The following is a 17497-nucleotide window of genomic DNA, read 5'->3' on the forward strand; positions in this document are numbered from 1 at the left end:
CGGCCCAGGCGGCCGTCGAGTCCGTATTCGTCAGTCCACTCGTTGTGTGCATCGCCCTTGGTTCGTCCCGACCGGACGACATCCATTCTCTTGGGAGGGGTCATGCTGGAACACTACGGGTTGTGGCTTGCGCTGGGTTGTGCGGTCTTGGCAATCGTCTATGGAATCGTGTCGGCGCGCTGGGTGGTCGCGCAGCCGAGCGGCAATGCACGCATGCAGGAGATCGCCGCCGCGATCCAGGAAGGCGCGCGTGCCTATCTCAACCGGCAATACCTCACCATTTCGGTTGCTGGGGCGGTGCTGTTCGTGTTGGTCGGGCTGTTCCTGAGTTGGTACACCGCGATCGGGTTTGCACTGGGTGCGGTGTTGTCCGGGTTAGCCGGCTATATCGGCATGAACGTGTCGGTGCGCGCCAATGTCCGCACCGCCGAAGCGGCGCGGCATGGCATTGGCAAGGCGATGGATGTGGCGTTCCGTGGCGGGGCGATCACCGGCATGCTGGTGGTCGGCCTGGGGCTGCTCGGCGTGGCGGGCTACTTTGCTGTGCTGCAAGGCATGGGGCTGCCACTGGAGCAGAACCTGCATGCATTGGTCGGGTTGGCCTTCGGGTCGTCGTTGATCTCGATCTTCGCGCGCCTGGGTGGCGGAATTTTCACCAAGGGCGCAGATGTGGGCGCCGATCTTGTCGGCAAGGTCGAGGCCGGCATTCCCGAGGACGATCCACGCAACCCGGCGGTGATTGCGGACAATGTCGGCGACAACGTGGGCGACTGCGCCGGCATGGCGGCCGATCTGTTCGAAACCTACGCAGTCACCGTGATCGCCACCATGCTGCTCGGCAGTCTGACGTTGGCCGACACCGGTTCGCATGCCGTGCTCTATCCATTGGTGCTCGGCGGGGTATCGATCATCGCCTCGATCGTGGGCGCGGCCTTCGTCAAGGTCAAAGACGGCGGTTCGATCATGGGTGCGCTTTACAAAGGCGTCATCGTATCGGGCGTACTGGCGGCGTTGGCTTACTGGCCCATCACCCAATCGCTGATGCGCGACAACATCCACGGCGCCACGGCGTTGTACGCCTGCGCACTGATCGGCCTGGTGCTCACCGGCCTGATCGTGTGGATCACCGAGTACTACACCGGCACGCAGTACACCCCGGTGCAGCATGTTGCATCGGCCAGCACCACCGGGCACGGCACCAACATCATCGCAGGGCTCGGTATTTCGATGAAATCTACCGCGCTGCCGGTGATCGCGGTCTGTGCAGCAATCTGGGGGGCGTTCCATTTCGGCGGCTTGTACGGCATTGCGATTGCAGCGACGGCCATGTTGTCGATGGCCGGCATGATCGTTGCCCTGGATGCGTATGGGCCGATTACCGATAACGCCGGCGGCATCGCCGAGATGGCCGAGCTCCCCCCTGAGGTCCGCAACATCACCGACCCGCTGGACGCGGTGGGCAACACCACCAAGGCAGTGACCAAGGGCTACGCGATCGGATCGGCGGCGCTGGCTGCGTTGGTGCTGTTTGCCGACTACACGCACAACCTGCAGGCGGCCAATCCCGACCAGGTGTACGCCTTCGATCTATCCGACCACACGGTGATCATCGGGCTGCTGATTGGCGGGCTGATTCCGTATCTGTTCGGCGCGATGGCGATGGAAGCGGTCGGCCGCGCCGCGGGCGCCGTGGTGGAAGAAGTGCGCCGCCAGTTCCGCGAGCTTCCCGGCATCATGGCCGGCACCGCCAAGCCGCAGTACGACCGCGCGGTCGATATGCTGACCCGTTCGGCGATTGGCGAAATGATCGTGCCTTCGCTGCTGCCGGTGGTGGTTCCGATCATCGTCGGGTTGCTACTGGGGCCGCGTGCACTGGGTGGCTTGTTGATCGGCACGATTGTCACTGGCTTGTTCCTGGCGATTTCGATGACCACTGGCGGCGGCGCCTGGGACAACGCCAAGAAATACATCGAGGACGGCCACTTCGGCGGGAAAGGCAGCGAGGCGCACAAGGCTGCGATTACCGGCGACACAGTCGGTGACCCATACAAAGACACCGCGGGGCCGGCGATCAACCCGTTGATCAAGATCATCAACATCGTGGCCTTATTGCTCGTGCCACTGCTGTAACGCTGCGACGACCGCAGGTCGCGTGACCTGCGGTCGCGACGACGGGAGCAGCCGACCAACCAAACCAGTCGCGGCAGGTCAAGCGGAAAGTGGCAACGCTGCGGCCCAGGGACCAGGCCAATAAGGGCGCGGTCGGACCCGGTCATTTGCGCTGACCAGCTCAGGATCGGCATCACGCCGGCGCCCGCTGGCGGCGACCATCGTCGATACGAAGATGCCGCCCCCAGGTGGAAGGGGCTGGCCCATGTTGGCAAGCCCCCCGTCCCGCCCGGACCAATGATCACAGGCAGCCGATCAAGCCGTCATAGATCGGCGGTGCGCCGCCCGGCAGTGGCTCGAACAGCGGATTGGCCACCGCAAGCGTGCGATACATCTCATCCAGGCGGGTACCGGCCTTCAACGGTGCCGTGCAGCGCCACACCCGGCTGTCCGACCGCAGGTAACCGCTGCGCGGGTCGACGCTGACCTCACTGGCGCCGAAGGTCCAGATGCAGCTCCGCACCACCCCGGTGACGCGATGCACCGAGCAGCGTAAGCGTAGCGGCTGGTAGTCGCTGAAGTCGCCACCGCAAAAGGTATCGCCGCAAATATTGTCGAAGTCGCGGTCCAGCCGCTGCTCCAGGTCGATAAACGCCTCCCAACCCTCGCCATTGGCGGGCCAGTCCACCGCATCCACGAAAGTGGGTGGAGGCGTGGCGGCGGCGATCTGGGCGGTAAGGGACAGCAGCAGGAGAACGAGCAAACGCGCAAGCCTGGACATGGGCAATTCCTATGCGGTGGATGAGTCTGCAGGGTGCGCCGCCGGCCGGGCCGCAACGATCAGGCGGCCACCCGTGATGAACGCGGGCTATGCCGCATGCAGCGGTCAGGACATTGCCCATTCAGTGTCGCTGCAGCGCAACAGCCGAACGCGTAGAATCGCGCTCCACATACTGCTGACGCCTCGGAGCTACCCGCATGGGCCTTGAACTGGTCACCTCTGGCAAGAATCTGCCGGAAGAAATCAACGTCGTCATCGAGATCCCCAAGGATTCCGAGCCGGTCAAGTACGAAGTCGACAAGGCCAGCGGGGCGATCTTCGTGGACCGCATTCTGTCGACCCCGATGCGTTACCCCTGCAACTATGGCTACGTGCCCAACACCCTGTGCGGCGATGGCGACCCGGCCGACGTGCTGGTGGTGCTGCCGTTGCCATTGGTGCCGGGCTCGGTGGTGCGCTGCCGTCCGGTGGGCGTGCTGCGCATGAGCGACGAAGCCGGCAGCGACGAAAAGATCCTGGCCGTGCCGATCGAGAAGATCTTCTCCGGTTACGCGCACATCGAAGACATCAACCAGGTGTCCAGCCACTGGATGGAGCGTATCGGCCACTTCTTCGAGCACTACAAGGACTTGGAGAAGGGCAAGTGGGTCAAGCTGGATGGCTGGGGCGGCGCGGCCGAGGCCAAGCGCATCCTGACCGAGTCGGTGGAACGCTACAATTCCGACGCACCCTGATCCATCGATCGTGATGCTGCCCTGCGTGTAGGGCGGGCGACCGGGATCACGCTTCTGGCGTGATCCCGGTGACCGCAGTCGGCAGATTGGGTACATTGCCGAAAGCGTTTGGCCGGTGTCTGTCACCGGTGACTTCTGGGGAAGTGTCTTGCGTATTCTGTTTGTTGGGGACGAAGCCAGTCTTCCGTCCGACCTTGTCGACTATGTCGCCGACCTGGGCGACCAGTGGCAGGCGCAGCAGGTGGCCGATGGCAATTCGGCGATCGAAGCTGCCGCGCTGTCGCCGTTCGACGCCGTCATCGTTGCCCCGGTGCTGCCGGACCTGACTGCCGCCACCTTGCTGGGGCAAATCCGCACGCTGCGCCCGGACACCATTCGTATTGCGTTGATCGATGCGCAAGGCGGCCAGCGCACGCCGCCGGCCCGCATCATCGGCGTGGCGCATCGCTTCTTGCCGATGCCGCTGGCACCCGAAGTGCTGCTCGAAGCGGTCACCAGCCTGGAAGAACTGCGCGAGCTGCTCAGCAATCCGCGCCTGCGCGCGGCGATCGGGCGGATCGAAAAGCTGCCCTCGCCTCCGCATTTGTACCTGAGCCTGATGCATGCGCTGGAAGAGGACGACGGCGCCGATGCGGCCGATATCGCCAAGCTGATCGCCGGCGACCCGGCGATCGCGGCGAAAGTGCTGCAATTGTGCAATTCGGCGTTCTTTTCCGGTGGCCGCAGCATTACCGATCTGCGCACGGCGGTGACCCGCCTGGGCGTGGCGACGCTGCGCGATCTGGTACTGGCCAGCGAAGTGTTTTCGGTCCAGACGCTCACACCGGCCGAGCGCAACGCGATGCAGCGCCGCGCCCTGCTCTCCTCGCGCCTGGCGGCCAAGGTGCTTCCGCCGACCAGCGCAGAACTCGGTTCCACCGCCGCATTGCTGGCCGACATCGGCCTGCTGCTGCCGGGCGTGCGCGACGAGCGCGAAGCCCCGGCCGAAGCCGGCGACGAACGCCTGGGTCACACCGAAGCCGGCGCCTACCTGCTCGGCCTGTGGGGCTTGCCGATGCCCATCATCGAAGCGGTGGCCTTCCATCGCCATCCGCTGCGTTCCAGCATGCGCAGCTTCTGGGTCACCGGCGCAGTGCATGTCGCCACGGCATTGGCCAGCGGCGAAAGCGTGGACGAAGAGTACCTGACCAAGGTCGGCGTCATCGCGCGCCTGCCAAGCTGGCGCGAACAGGCCGACACGTTGCTGGGGCTTACCGAGGCGTAGGTTAGTCGCATGCGGCGTGCCTGAAAAAAACGCGGCCAGGGCCGCGTTTTTTATGCCGCTTCTTCCACCGCCCCCCCTGCATGGAGCCGTTGCGCCAGGGCCGCGCATTGCAAGCCTTGGTCTGGGTGATGACGACCCTCACCCGAAGCGCACCGCACTACGGGCAGGACAGTGCGCTCATGCGCTGTGGAGGCTGCACGAGAATAAGGACGGCAGTTCTCTCGAGCCGCATCACTCGACGACTTCCACCTCCTGCGCGCGCTCTTCGCGGAGTGCCGCAGCGCTTGAGTAGCGCAGCGATTACCCTGCATCTAAATCACCGCGTCGCACGCGCAGCTCCCTCATCGCATCAGCAAATTGCAAATAAAAAAGACGGGCCTTGCGGCCCGTCTTTTATTTACCACGCGCGTCGATGGATCAGAAGCGCTGGGTGTACTTCATGTACACGAAACGACCGATTTCGAAGCCGCCGTAGTAGGCGAAGCTGCTGTTCGGTGCCGAGTACTGCAGCGGACCGCGGTGATCGAACACATTGTTCGCGCCAAGTGCGATCGTTGCGTCCCACGGCGCCTTCCAGTTGACCTGCAGGTCGTGGAAGGTATTGGCGCCGGTGTGACGCAGCGGGTCGGACTCGCCATTGGCGACATGGTCCGGCGCATCGCAATAGCCTTCGGCCAGCGTGATGCAGCTTTCCTTCATGCCCGAGTAGTAACGCAGGGTGTAGTTGACGCCGAAATCACCCAGCGACCAGTTCACGCCAACGTTCGAACGCACGCGGAAGATGCCCGGCTCGCCGACGCGACCAATCATGATGGCGTTGCCTGCGCTGTCCTGGCCGGCTTCGTCGTATTTGCTGACGTAGCTGGTCTGCCAGTCGAAGGTGAAGGAACCGATGGCCGTTTCCGGCAGGCGGTACTTCACACCCAGGTCGTAGCCTTCGGTTTCCATCTGACCGAGGTTGGCCACGCCGTAGCTCATCGCCGAGATATGACCATCGGCTGCGCGTGTGACATTTGCGCAACGTTCTGCATTGCCGAGCACATAGCAGTCGCGCAGGATGCGGTCGACGCTATCGGCGATGATCATGTCGTTGATCTCGTAGCGGTACCAATCCAGCGAGATGTCCAGACCCTGCACCCAACGCGGGCTCCAGACCAGACCGGCGGTCTTGCTCGTGGAGGTTTCCGGCTTCAGGTTCGGGTTGGCGCCGCTGATGAATTCATCAGGCGTCTGGCACGGATAGGTCGTGCAAGGCACGAAGCCCTGGCCGAGCTGGGTATAGCCGAGCGGAACATTGGCATTGTTGCAAGCTGCGTTGCCGTTGACGCTGTTCGGGGCGCCGACGCCGCAAGGATCGATGTAAGACTCGAAGCTGCTGCTGAGGCCACCATACAGGTCGCTGATGGTCGGCGCACGGAAACCTTCCGCATACGTCGCACGCACCAGCAGGTCTTCCAGCGGACGCCAGGTCAGGCCGAACTTCGAGTTCAGCGTGTTACCGAAGTTGCTGTAGTCCGAATAACGCGTTGCGGCGTTGAAGGTCAGTTCCTTGGCGAAAGCGACATCGCTCAGGAGCGGAACATTCAATTCGAGGTAGACCTCGTCCAGCGAGTACTGGCCCTGCGTGGTCTTGGCACCCAGGCCGGTGCTTTCGCCCGACTGCGCAAACGCATCCGGAGAGAAGCGACCTTCTTCCTTGCGGTGTTCATAGCCCACCGCAACGCCCAGATCGCCAGCCGGCAGCTCAACCACCGAACCGGACAGGTTTGCGGTGAAGCTGGTGGTCTTGGTCAGGCCGGTATCGGTGAAGGTCGGGAACAGGAATTCCTGCAGCGCCGGGTCGGCAAGCGAGCCCTGACCTGCAACGTTGTACGGCAGCAGCGGATTCCACGGACGGCAGGCCGACAGCGAGATCGGGTCTGCGGCGGTCCCGCACTGCGCAACGCCCTGGCCGTTGATGAAGGACGGGCCCAGTGCCTGACGCGACGCGATGAGGCTCATGTCGCCACGGCTGCGCTTGGTGTTCTCGTTGCGGTTCCACAACGCACCCACGTCCCAGTCCCAGGTCTTGCCGCCGATGTCGAAGTAGCCACTCAAGGTCGGCGCGAAGCGCAGGGTCTTGAGCTGGTTTTCGCTGGCGCGCGGCACTTCCCACAGACGACGACGGAAGTCGACATCCTGACCAATCGGATTGAACGCGCTGCTGCCTTCCAGCGGAGTGCCGAACGAACCGGACTGATACGGGTAGCCCGCGATCTGTCCATCGGTCGTGCGCTCGTTGTAGGCAATATCGGCGTTGAAGGTGATGGCATCGGCAACGTCGTAGTTGACGTTGGCGAACACCGACTTCCGCTCGATACCGGTCTGCACCATCATCTGCTGGTTCGAGTTGGCGTACTCGGCCGGCGTGATGCGGTGATAGTCGGCCGGGTTGTTCGGGTTGCCGCCGGCGTTGAGCGTCTGCCACACCGCGGTGTCCGGATCATCGCAGTCGACCTGCAGCGGATTGCACCACGAACCGTTCTGGCTGATCGGGCTCCAGCTGTTCGGGGTCGAGTTGGGACCACGCGAACCATCGCGGCTGAACCAACGGTTCTTGGCGAACACCGGGTCCTGCTTGGAATATTCGGCAGACAGCGTCACGCCACCGCGCTCGCCCTGCGAGCCAACAGTGAAGGAGTACTGCGTGGTGTCGCCGTCGCCCTGGCCGAACTGGCCGAACTGCACGCTGGCTTCAGCGCCGTCGAAACGCTTACGCGTGATGACGTTGACCACACCGGCGATCGCGTCGGAGCCGTAGATGGACGAGGCGCCGTCCTTCAGCACTTCAATACGCTCGATTGCCGACATCGGAATCTGGCTGAGATCCTGCAGACCGGAGGTCGACGCACCCAGACGCTTACCGTTCACCAGCACCAACGTACGCTGCGCGCCGAGATTGCGCAGATCGACGTAGTAACCGCCAACGTCTTCGCCGGACGACAGCGCGTCAGCGCGCGAGATAGCCGGGGAACCGGCGGAGGTCAGGTTCTGCAGCACGTCGGCAACAGACGTCAGGCCCTGCTTTTCCAACGCTTGACGGTCAAGCGTCAAGATCGGCTGCTGCGTCTCGACGTCCGCGCTACGGATGCGCGAGCCGGTGATCTCGATACGGTCAAGCGTGGTGGTCGACTCTTGTGCGGCGGCAAAAGCCGGCGTCAACGCGATCGCAATACCGGCGGGCAACAGGCCCAGCCGCACTGCGGAAGTGCGAAGGTTCATCAATCTCTCCAGGGTTCGTTAGTGGCGCGTTAAGCGCCCCTGTGCAAATTACGATTGCGTGAACGCCGTCGCTTTGCGCGTCACGCTACGTGGCTTTGCCGAATCTGGCGGATTTGCCGTTTGGTCGCGGTAGTGCGATGCGGAGACACCGAAGCGCGCACGAAACGCACGCGCGAAGCTGCAGCAATTGTCGAAGCCGCTTGCCGCTGCAACCTCGCCGATCATCATCGAGGTATCGCGCAACAAATCGGAGGCACGCTCCAGACGCAAGCGTGCCGACAGCGCTTGCGGGCTTTCTTCGTACAAGCTCTGAAACGTCTTGGAGACGTACCAGCTGGAAAAATTGGTCAGCTGCGCCAGTTCGCTGATGCGCACCACGCGGTCGCTGTTGCCTTCCAGGTACAGCCGCGCACGCTGCATGCGCCCGAACACCTGACGCCGACGGCTGCGCGAGCGGCCCGGGCAACGCTGTTCCTGCGCAATGAAATCGCGCTGCATCGCGGCCAGGTGCAACAGCAACGGCCGCGCGGACGCACTGCCGCTTTGTGCGGCAGCATTGCGCCACAAGCGCAAGGCGATGCGCAGATCGCCGCGCGACAACTGGGCACGGCCGGGATACAGCGTGGCGTCGGTCAGTTCAGCGAGCGACTGCAGGCTCTCGCCATCCAGACCGACGCCTACGCATAGCGCGCTGCGGTCTGCCTGCACGGTGGGATGGGAATCCTTGTCGAAGGCGATCCAGTCGCCGGCGCGCAGACGAAAGCGGCCTTCCTTGGATTCCACCCATGCGCGTCCACGCAGTTGAATCCACAACGTGAATGTCGCCGCGCTGGTGCGGATGCTGCCGAGCCGCGAGACCGCCAGACAAGTGGTCGATGTCGACTCGCTGGCGCTATCCAGCGCGAGCGCGAGCCCACGATCTGCAGTGATGACCTGTTGCATGTTGGCAGCCCCCTGTACAAAAGAGGGCGTAGTGTTTTGCCGAATGTGGCGTCGGTCAGGAAGTTTTGACGAAACTGTGCCGAAATTGCCACGAAGCCTTTCCGAAGAACTTACGAGGTAATTTTTCTCAATACCGACAATAAGTTAGCAATGACGCCAACAGGCGCCACGGAATGCTGCGGCAGCGCCATGTACGCAATAGCGCTGCCATCTTCTTCGGCCAGCGACACATACAGCGTCCCGTCATGCTGGTTCAGGCTGAAACCGTTGATGGTGGTGAACTTGACCGCATCCAGACACTGGCCGCGACCGCTGCGCAGCTCGCTATCGTAGGCAGCGCAACTGTCGGTCGACGACAGGTAATGCAGCTGGCCATTCACGCCCGGCGCCCAACTGCGATACCGCCAGCGCGACGGCTGCTGCGGATCGACGGCATGCAAGGTATCGGCCGCCAGCGACGGAGCGACCTGCCAGACACCGCCGCCGCTGAGACGAGTCAGCAACACCTGTCCGCTGACGCGGTCCAGGCGTAGTTGCGAAACGTCCTGCAGCGTTGCCAGCGCGCGCCATGGGCTGCTGCGCCGGTCGTACAGCGTTGCGAAGGTATGCCCGTCGTCGGCAGCAGCAAGCACCAGCAACCGGTGGGGGTCGGGAAGATGGATCGCCTGCAGCGGGCGCGGCTGCGGCACAGGCAGTCGCACCACCTGGCCGCTACCGGGGGTCACTTCGAACAACGCGGCATGCCCGGCTGCATCGCTGCCGCTGACCAGCACGCGTTGCGAATCGGCTGACCAGTCGGCGGCCTGGCGAGAATCCGGGCGCAGCCCTTCGATCAAGCGCACCGAGCCGGGCTTGCTGACATCGCCCCACCACAGCCCGTACGCACCGGATCGATTGGATGCAAAGATCAGCTGGCGCCCGTCCGGCGCGATCATCGGCTGATCGTCGCGCCCGCTGGATGGAAACAGGCGGCGTCGAATGTAGCCGCCGTTCATCGTGTCGCCAATGACCTGGTAGACGCCGAATTGCGGCTTGCGTTGCACGAACACCAGATGGCCGTGCGCCACGTCCGGTGCCTGCGCATCGTCCACGCCCACATCGTGCAAGCTGTGGTCTCGCAGATCGAGGCGATACAGCCGCGCCTCGCTGTCCACGCGACGCCCGAAGATCAAACCGCTGCCGTCGGGCAGCCAACTCCATCCACGGATATCGGCGTTGTCATGGGTGAGCCGTTCGGCAACGCCGCCTTCGGCCGGAATCCGCCACAGGTCCCCGAGCTGCGGATTACGTAGAAAGACAATCCAATTCCCATCGGGCGAATACCGCGGCGCGTAATCGAAATCACCCGCCTGCGCCGGGTAGTCCAGCGCCTGCCACTGCCTGGTTGCCAGATCCAGGCGACGCATGCGGACCGCGCCGCGCGTGCCGGTCATGCTGCCAAATACCAGCGCGCGCCCATCCGGCGACCAGCTGAAACTCAGCATGTCGGCACCATCGCACCGCACGAGCTCGCGCGAGGCCGCCGGCCCGGTGGCCGCAGCGATCATGATCCGGCAGCTCCCATCGGGCGCCTGCCTGGAAAACGCGATCTGGCGGCCATCCGGCGACCACGCCGGCAAACGATCGGAGACGCCGGGTCCAGGCGTCTCCAGTACCCGCGGATAGGCGTTGTCGGTGGTCTTGACCAGGATCGAGGTGCCGGCACGATCGCCGGTCAATGAGGCGTACGCCACCATCGCGCCATCGGGCGACAGGCTTGGCGTGAGATCGAAGCCACCGCCTGCGGTAATCACCTGATACGGCCGCTTGGGGCTGCCCAAGACCGCAGGCGCTTGCGCGGCCTCAGGCGCCGGGGCACGTCGCCATGAGGTCCATGCCGCAAGCCCCAGCACGACCAGCAACGCCACGCAGGCGACTGCCAGCGCCATCGAGCGCCGTTGCCGCGGCGCGGCCGGCGTCGAAGCGGCCGGTTCCGCAGCGACGGGCGCCACAGGCTGACCACGCGCGGCGCGGATGGGTGGTGCAACAGTATCGGACTGCGCGGGGACCGACGCCACGCCTGCGTGTGGCTGAGCCGGCTCGAACGCATCCGAATCAGGTGCCTCATCCGGCAGCGTTGCCGATGCAGGTGCATGCGCTTCCCACACAACCGCCGCCATCAAGCGATACCCGGTCTTGGCGATGGTCTCGATGTGCTCCGAGCGCTGCCCGCCGTGGCTGGCAAACGCCTTGCGCAGCTGCGTGACCGCCTGGGTCACCACATCGTTGGTCGGCAATGTATCGGGCCAAACCTCGGCCAGCAGTTGCTCGCGCGTGACCACCTGGCCCGGCTGCCGCGCCAGGGTCAGCAACACTGCCAGGGATTTGGGCGCCAGCCGCAGCGGACGCTTTGCGCCAGGTGCGTGCACCTCGCGCGAGGCAACGTCGACCACGCACTGGCCGACCCGTAGCCGGCCCGATGGCATTGCAATGACGGGAGGAACACTCATCGGCAAAAAACACGCGTCGGCATGCAAGAACAACAAAGAGCGCCCCGCGCTTTTCGCGAAACGCCAAATTCGGCAAAGGACGACGACCAACTGTGTCATGCATCCATTTGGTGCAAATTTTACGCTATGCCCCGTTGCTTCCTACGACAGGCGGCAGCGTCAGGCTCTCTCTCTCTCGCCGACGAATTCGAATAATGACGACGTACCCTTCGCGCCTTCTGGCGCGATTTTTTTATCTGCGATTCAGCTAAATCAGCCGAAACCCTTATCTATTGGAATCGCTTGCAACCCGGTCGTAGCGCGGCACTTGCGAACCGCGCTGCAATCTGTTCAATATAAAACTGAATTTTTCCTAAGCAGGCGCTACATACGATCTGTGAAGCGCTGCCATGTCACGCGTCAGGTGGCGCGATAGACCTGTGCACCCTGCGCGACAAATTGCGCGGACTTTTCCTGCATGCCTGTCGATAGCGCTTGCGCCTCGCTCACGCCGTGCTCGTTCGCGTAATCACGCACGTCCTGGGTAATCTTCATCGAACAGAAGTGCGGCCCGCACATCGAGCAGAAGTGCGCCAGCTTGTGCGCGTCCTTGGGCAGGGTCTCATCGTGGAACTCCTTGGCCTTTTCAGGATCCAGGCCAAGATGGAACTGGTCGTCCCAACGAAACTCGAAACGCGCCTTGCTCAAGGCGTTGTCGCGCACCTGCGCGCCCGGATGCCCCTTGGCGAGGTCGGCCGCATGCGCGGCGATCTTGTAGGCCATGATGCCGTCGCGCACGTCCTGCCGGTTGGGCAGGCCCAGGTGTTCTTTCGGAGTGACGTAGCAGAGCATGGCGGTGCCGAACCAGCCGATCATTGCCGCGCCGATCGCGCTGGTGATGTGGTCGTAGCCCGGCGCGATGTCGGTGGTCAGCGGGCCCAGGGTGTAGAACGGCGCCTCGCCGCATTCGCGCAGCTGCTTGTCCATGTTTTCCTTGATCAATTGCATCGGCACATGGCCGGGACCTTCGATCATGGTCTGCACATCGTGCTGCCAGGCGAGCTTGGTCAGCTCGCCCAGCGTTTCCAGCTCGCCGAATTGCGCCGCGTCGTTGGCATCGGCAATGCAGCCGGGGCGTAGGCCATCGCCCAACGAAAACGCCACGTCGTAGGCCTTCATGATCTGGCAGATGTCTTCGAAGTGCGTGTAGAGAAAGTTCTCTTTGTGATGCGCCAGGCACCACTTGGCCATGATCGAACCGCCACGCGACACGATGCCGGTCACGCGCTTTGCGGTCAGGGGCACGTAGCGCAGCAGCACGCCAGCGTGGATGGTGAAGTAATCCACGCCCTGTTCGGCCTGTTCGATCAAGGTGTCGCGGAAGATGTCCCAGGTGAGTTCTTCGGCGCGCCCATCGACCTTTTCCAATGCCTGATAGATCGGCACCGTGCCGATCGGCACCGGCGAGTTGCGGATGATCCACTCGCGCGTCTCATGGATGTGCTTGCCGGTGGACAGATCCATGACCGTGTCCCCGCCCCAGCGGATCGACCACACCAGCTTCTCGACTTCTTCGGCAATGCCTGAGGACACCGCGCTGTTGCCGATGTTGGCATTGATCTTGGTCAGGAAATTGCGGCCGATGATCATCGGCTCGCTTTCGGGGTGATTGATGTTGTTGGGCAAGATCGCACGGCCGCGTGCGATCTCTTCGCGCACGAACTCCGGTGTAATGCGTTGCTGGATCGAGGCGCCGAACGCCTGGCCCGGATGCTGCTTGCGCAAGCTTGCATCGGTCACCGCTTCCAGGCGCTGATTTTCGCGGATCGCCACGTACTCCATTTCCGGCGTGATGATGCCGCGGCGCGCGTAATGCATCTGGGTGACGTTGGCGCCCTGGCGCGCGACCCGCGGCAGACGCCGCGCCGGAAAGCGCACTGCATCCAGACGCGCATCGTGCTCGCGGCCACGCCCGAAGCTGGAGCTCAGGCCGTCCAGGGCGAGCGTGTCGCCACGCTCGGCAATCCACTGCGCACGCAGCGGTGCCAGACCGGCTGCCAGATCGATCGCCACCCGCGGATCGGTGTAAGGCCCGGACGTGTCGTAGACGCTGAGCGGCGGATTCTCTTCGCCACCGAACAAGGTGGGCGTACGCGTCAACGCGATCTCGCGCATCGGCACTTGCAGATCCGCGCGCGAGCCTCGCACGAAGATCTTGCGTGAACCGGGAATCGGCTGGGTGACAGCCTCCGACAACGACTGGGCTTGTTGCTGCAAAACGGTGGGCGCGGCATTCATGGCATTCGTCCTGTGTGCTGGCCCTGCGAAGGAGTCGCAGTGCGGACGAAGCGGCGGCGCTCGATACCGATCGCCCGTGCACACACGGACCATCGCATCTGACGAAGCTTCCCTACGCCGGTATCAGCCGGATCAGGTTCGAAGGGACTATCTCAACCGCAGCACGCTGCGGTACCCCCACTTCGGCGGCGATTAAACCACATCGCACCCAGCGCAGCTAAACAAACGTCGCGAGATACCGCAGCGCGCACGGCGTCGAGCTAAACCCCCTGGGCATACCGCACTGATGCAGCGGCCGCACTGGCCCGATGTTGCGTGCAGCAAGGTGGTCGCGCTCGGCGGCGACATATGTCCGCGCAGGTCATCTCACGTCGCTGCAGCACACGTCCAGCGCTGCCCAGGCATTGCATGGCGCGCCGATGCATTGCGCGCGTCGCGATGCAACAAGGCGCGGATTGGCGAAAAACGGCGGCGAAACCCGCTCGTTAAATTCCCGCTAAGCCTGCGTGGCGTGCCGAAGACACCGCACGCATGCAGGTGTCATTCACGGGGATCGCGCTGTCGCTCCTCCTCTACCGGGAACCGCCGTACATATGACTATGACAACGCTCCACCCGACGATGCGTCGGGGTTCGCTCGCGATCGCCATCAGCCTGTGCGTCAGCACGAGCGCCATCGCCCAGGAACAGACCGAGAAGAATCCGACCAACCTGGACAAGATCGAAGTCACCGGTTCGCGCATCCGCTCGGTCGATGTTGAAAATTCGCAACCGGTGCTGGTACTCACGCGCCAGGACATCGAAAAGCAGGGCCTGACCTCGGTTGCCGATGTCCTCAAGCGCATCCCCTCCAACGGTGCGACGATGAACACCACCGTCAACAACGGCGGCGACGGCTCGGCCACGGTGAGCCTGCGCAACCTGGGCGCCTCACGCACCCTGGTGCTGGTCAATGGCCGGCGGTGGGTCTCGGGCCTGTCCGGCTCGGTGGACCTGAACACCATTCCCTCGGCCATCGTGGAGCGCGTGGAAGTCCTCAAGGATGGCGCCTCGTCGATCTATGGCTCCGATGCCATCGCGGGCGTGGTCAACATCATTACCCGCACCAATTTCGATGGGGCCGAAGTCAACGCCTACGTTGGCCAGTACGGCCAGGGCGACGGTCAGCGCACCTCCTTCGACGCCACCGTGGGCGCCACCAGCGAGCGCGGCAATCTGGTCATCGGCTTGTCCAGCGTCAAGGAAGATGCGGTGATGGCGGGCGACCGGGAGATCTCGGCCGAGCCAGTGTACGGCGCGGGCTCGTCGGCCTATAGCAGCTACTCGGCAAGCGGCCGCCTCCGTGCAAATGGCACCAGCGGCGCCTGGACGGTGTTGCCCGACAGCGCTACCGCGAGCGGCGACAGCAGGTATCCGCGCTACGCCCTGGACCAGTACACCGCCTTCAACACATCCGAATATGGCTACAACTACGCCAAGGACAATTACCTGGTCACGCCACAGAAGCGCGACGCGTTGTACGTGCAGGGCAATTACGCACTCACCGACAACGTGCGCTTCAAGTTCGATGGACTGTATAACCGCCGCCAGTCGTCGCAGCAACTGGCCGGCTTTCCGCTGGCTTCCGTCAACACCGGCATCCTGTTGAGCGGCGACAGCTACTACAACCCGTACAACGCCGCCTACGGCGGCGACGGGCGCGATGTGGGCTGGTCGCACCGCCTGACCGAATTCGCACGCACCTACCAGCAGGACGTCAAGACCTCGCACGTGTACACCGGGCTGGAAGGCGACTTCCAGTTCGCCGACCGGCAGTTCAGTTGGGATGTGGGCTTTGCGCACAACCAGACCGACCAGACCGAAACCCAGTATGGCGATGTCAATCTGCTCAACCTGAGCAACGCGCTCGGTGCATCCGGCATCGTCAATGGCACCCTGGCGTGCCTGGACAGCGGCGGCGCCGTCATTGCCGGCTGCGTACCGTTCAACCCCTTGTCGCCGGCCGGTGGCGTGACCCAGGAAATGCTGGACTACATCCTGTTCACTGCGCACAACACATATCAATACAAAAACAGCAGCTTCACCGCCAATCTCACCGGCGATCTGTTCGAGCTGCCCGCCGGCTGGATGAGTTTTGCTGCCGGTGTCGAACACCGCGAGGAAAGCGGATTCTCCTCGCCGGACGCCTTGATCTCGGCCGGCTATACCTCGGGCAATTCGTTCACGCCCACCTCTGGCTCGTACACGCTCAACGACTACTACACCGAAGTGGCCATCCCACTGCTGAAGGATGTGCCCGGTGCGCAGTTGCTGGAATTGAGCGCAGCAGTGCGTTATTCGGACTACAACACCTTCGGCAGCACCACCAATAGCAAGTTCGGCTTCAAGTGGAAGCCGGTCGCCGACCTATTGATTCGCGGCAATTACGCGACCGGTTTCCGCGCGCCATCGATCGAAGATCTGTATCTGGGCGCATCGGACAGCTTCGATACCTATTCCGATCCCTGCTCGACCAATAGCACCTCCTACACCAGCGCGATCGCGGCCACATGCGCAGCCCGCGGCGTGCCTGCCAATTACGTTGCCGAATACAACAGCGCCAGCGGCAACTCCGGCCAGACCATCTATCCGTTCACCTACACCAGCAACGCCAATCTGCAACCGGAAAAATCCAAGAACACCACGCTTGGTTTTGTCTACAGCCCGGCCTCGGTGCAAGGCCTGGACGTGTCGCTGGACTGGTGGAAGATCGAAATCACCGACGCCATCACCGAATTCAGCGCCAATCAGATCCTGTCGCAGTGTTACCAGTTCAACGTCTCGGCGTTCTGCGATCTGGTGACCCGCGATGCGACGGGCGCCATCACCGGCCTGGTGATCCAGCCGGTGAATGTCGGCGAGCAACGCATGCAAGGCTACGATTTCACTGCGCGTTACAAACTGCCGCAGACCGCAATCGGCCAGTTCATGCTCACGCTGGATTCGACCTACGTGGCGGTCAACGAGCAGAAGCAGGACGACAATTCCGCGTGGGAAAGCTACAACGGCATCTACCACACCAATAACCCGAACTGGCGCACCCGCGGCACGCTGACCCTGGACTGGAGCTACGGCAATCTGGCCGCCAACTGGGCCGTGCGTTACTACTCGGGCATGAAGGACTACGATTCGGAACTGGACGACAACGGAAACTATCGCCACGTTGCGGCGACCGCGTTCAACGACATGCAGGTGTCTTACCAACTTCCATGGAATGCGACCGTGCGGTTGGGTCTGAACAACGTCTTCGACCGCGACCCGCCGGTCGCGCTCAGCGCCTCGGCCAACTCGTTCGATTCGGCCTATGCCATCCCGGGACGCTACAGCTACCTGCAATACACGCAGCGCTTCTGAGCGCGCTGTCCTGATACACGTGTTGTCACGACGGCCTCCTTCGGGAGGCCGTTGTCTGTGTGGCACGGCTAACACGCAATCGGGCGACTGGCACACGGCAGGGCGAAGGCGACATGCACAGACATTTCCACGGCACATCGCACCGCTAGCCTGCAGTCACTACAACAAGAAACCTGCTCTCTCTCCCTGCCGCCGATCTTCGGCGGCTTTTTTTGTCCGGGTTGACGCACAGCAGCCAGGCCCCCGGC

9 protein-coding genes and 1 riboswitch are annotated in these 17497 nt (G+C 63.3%); of the genes, 4 read left to right on the forward strand and 5 right to left on the reverse strand.

Annotation, left to right across the window (positions count from 1 at the left end):
• The first annotated feature begins 102 nt into the window (after positions 1 to 102).
• The gene (locus AMD14_RS17820) at positions 103 to 2130 is read left to right on the forward strand and encodes a sodium-translocating pyrophosphatase (RefSeq protein ID WP_011052280.1); all 2028 of its coding nucleotides are present in this window, start codon (positions 103 to 105) and stop codon (positions 2128 to 2130) included.
• Between the two features lie 280 nt (positions 2131 to 2410).
• On the opposite strand, the gene AMD14_RS17825 is transcribed toward AMD14_RS17820, so the two are convergent.
• Entirely contained in the window at positions 2411 to 2890 is a 480-nt protein-coding gene (locus AMD14_RS17825) for a hypothetical protein (RefSeq protein ID WP_011052281.1), read from the reverse strand.
• A 197-nt stretch (positions 2891 to 3087) separates the two neighbouring features.
• Here AMD14_RS17825 and ppa point away from each other — a divergent pair, with 197 nt between their 5' ends.
• A complete protein-coding gene (ppa, locus tag AMD14_RS17830) occupies positions 3088 to 3624 on the forward strand; it encodes an inorganic diphosphatase (protein WP_005911986.1) in 537 nt (178 codons plus the stop codon).
• A 115-nt stretch (positions 3625 to 3739) separates the two neighbouring features.
• Complete coding sequence (locus tag AMD14_RS17835; RefSeq protein WP_011052282.1) at positions 3740 to 4888, forward strand: HDOD domain-containing protein; 1149 nt, start codon at positions 3740 to 3742, stop codon at positions 4886 to 4888.
• A 417-nt stretch (positions 4889 to 5305) separates the two neighbouring features.
• Here AMD14_RS17835 and AMD14_RS17840 read toward each other — a convergent pair whose 3' ends face one another.
• The 4 genes from AMD14_RS17840 to thiC all read right to left on the reverse strand — a co-directional run bounded on the left by AMD14_RS17840 (position 5306) and on the right by thiC (position 13857).
• Positions 5306 to 8149, reverse strand: a complete 2844-nt coding sequence (locus AMD14_RS17840) for a TonB-dependent receptor plug domain-containing protein (RefSeq protein WP_003483322.1) — start codon at positions 8147 to 8149, stop codon at positions 5306 to 5308.
• A gap of 48 nt (positions 8150 to 8197) precedes the next feature.
• Positions 8198 to 9091 carry a helix-turn-helix domain-containing protein gene (locus tag AMD14_RS17845; protein WP_003483324.1) on the reverse strand — a complete coding sequence of 298 codons (894 nt, stop codon included), beginning with the start codon at positions 9089 to 9091 and terminating at the stop codon, positions 8198 to 8200.
• A 110-nt stretch (positions 9092 to 9201) separates the two neighbouring features.
• Entirely contained in the window at positions 9202 to 11556 is a 2355-nt protein-coding gene (locus AMD14_RS17850; protein ID WP_011052284.1) for a winged helix-turn-helix transcriptional regulator, read from the reverse strand.
• 423 nt (positions 11557 to 11979) lie between these two features.
• Entirely contained in the window at positions 11980 to 13857 is a 1878-nt protein-coding gene (thiC, locus tag AMD14_RS17855; protein WP_011052285.1) for a phosphomethylpyrimidine synthase ThiC, read from the reverse strand.
• A 91-nt stretch (positions 13858 to 13948) separates the two neighbouring features.
• Positions 13949 to 14046, reverse strand: a riboswitch (TPP riboswitch).
• A gap of 431 nt (positions 14047 to 14477) precedes the next feature.
• Between thiC and AMD14_RS17860 the strand changes: the two genes are divergently transcribed.
• On the forward strand, positions 14478 to 17249 hold the full coding sequence (locus tag AMD14_RS17860) for a TonB-dependent receptor (RefSeq protein ID WP_015463577.1): 2772 nt from the start codon (positions 14478 to 14480) through the stop codon (positions 17247 to 17249).
• Positions 17250 to 17497 lie beyond the last annotated feature (248 nt).

The organism is Xanthomonas citri pv. citri, assembly GCF_000961215.1.
GTDB lineage: Bacteria > Pseudomonadota > Gammaproteobacteria > Xanthomonadales > Xanthomonadaceae > Xanthomonas > Xanthomonas cissicola.

Bases quoted from the DNA above. Each gene is read 5' to 3' on its own strand.
- AMD14_RS17820 (WP_011052280.1), top strand. From the start codon at position 103: ATGCTGGAACACTACGGGTTGTGGCTTGCGCTGGGTTGTGCGGTCTTG.
- AMD14_RS17825 (WP_011052281.1), bottom strand. From the start codon at position 2,890: ATGTCCAGGCTTGCGCGTTTGCTCGTTCTCCTGCTGCTGTCCCTTACC.
- ppa (WP_005911986.1), top strand. From the start codon at position 3,088: ATGGGCCTTGAACTGGTCACCTCTGGCAAGAATCTGCCGGAAGAAATC.
- AMD14_RS17840 (WP_003483322.1), bottom strand. From the start codon at position 8,149: ATGAACCTTCGCACTTCCGCAGTGCGGCTGGGCCTGTTGCCCGCCGGT.
- AMD14_RS17845 (WP_003483324.1), bottom strand. From the start codon at position 9,091: ATGCAACAGGTCATCACTGCAGATCGTGGGCTCGCGCTCGCGCTGGAT.
- AMD14_RS17850 (WP_011052284.1), bottom strand. From the start codon at position 11,556: ATGCCATCGGGCCGGCTACGGGTCGGCCAGTGCGTGGTCGACGTTGCC.
- thiC (WP_011052285.1), bottom strand. From the start codon at position 13,857: ATGAATGCCGCGCCCACCGTTTTGCAGCAACAAGCCCAGTCGTTGTCG.
- AMD14_RS17860 (WP_015463577.1), top strand. From the start codon at position 14,478: ATGCGTCGGGGTTCGCTCGCGATCGCCATCAGCCTGTGCGTCAGCACG.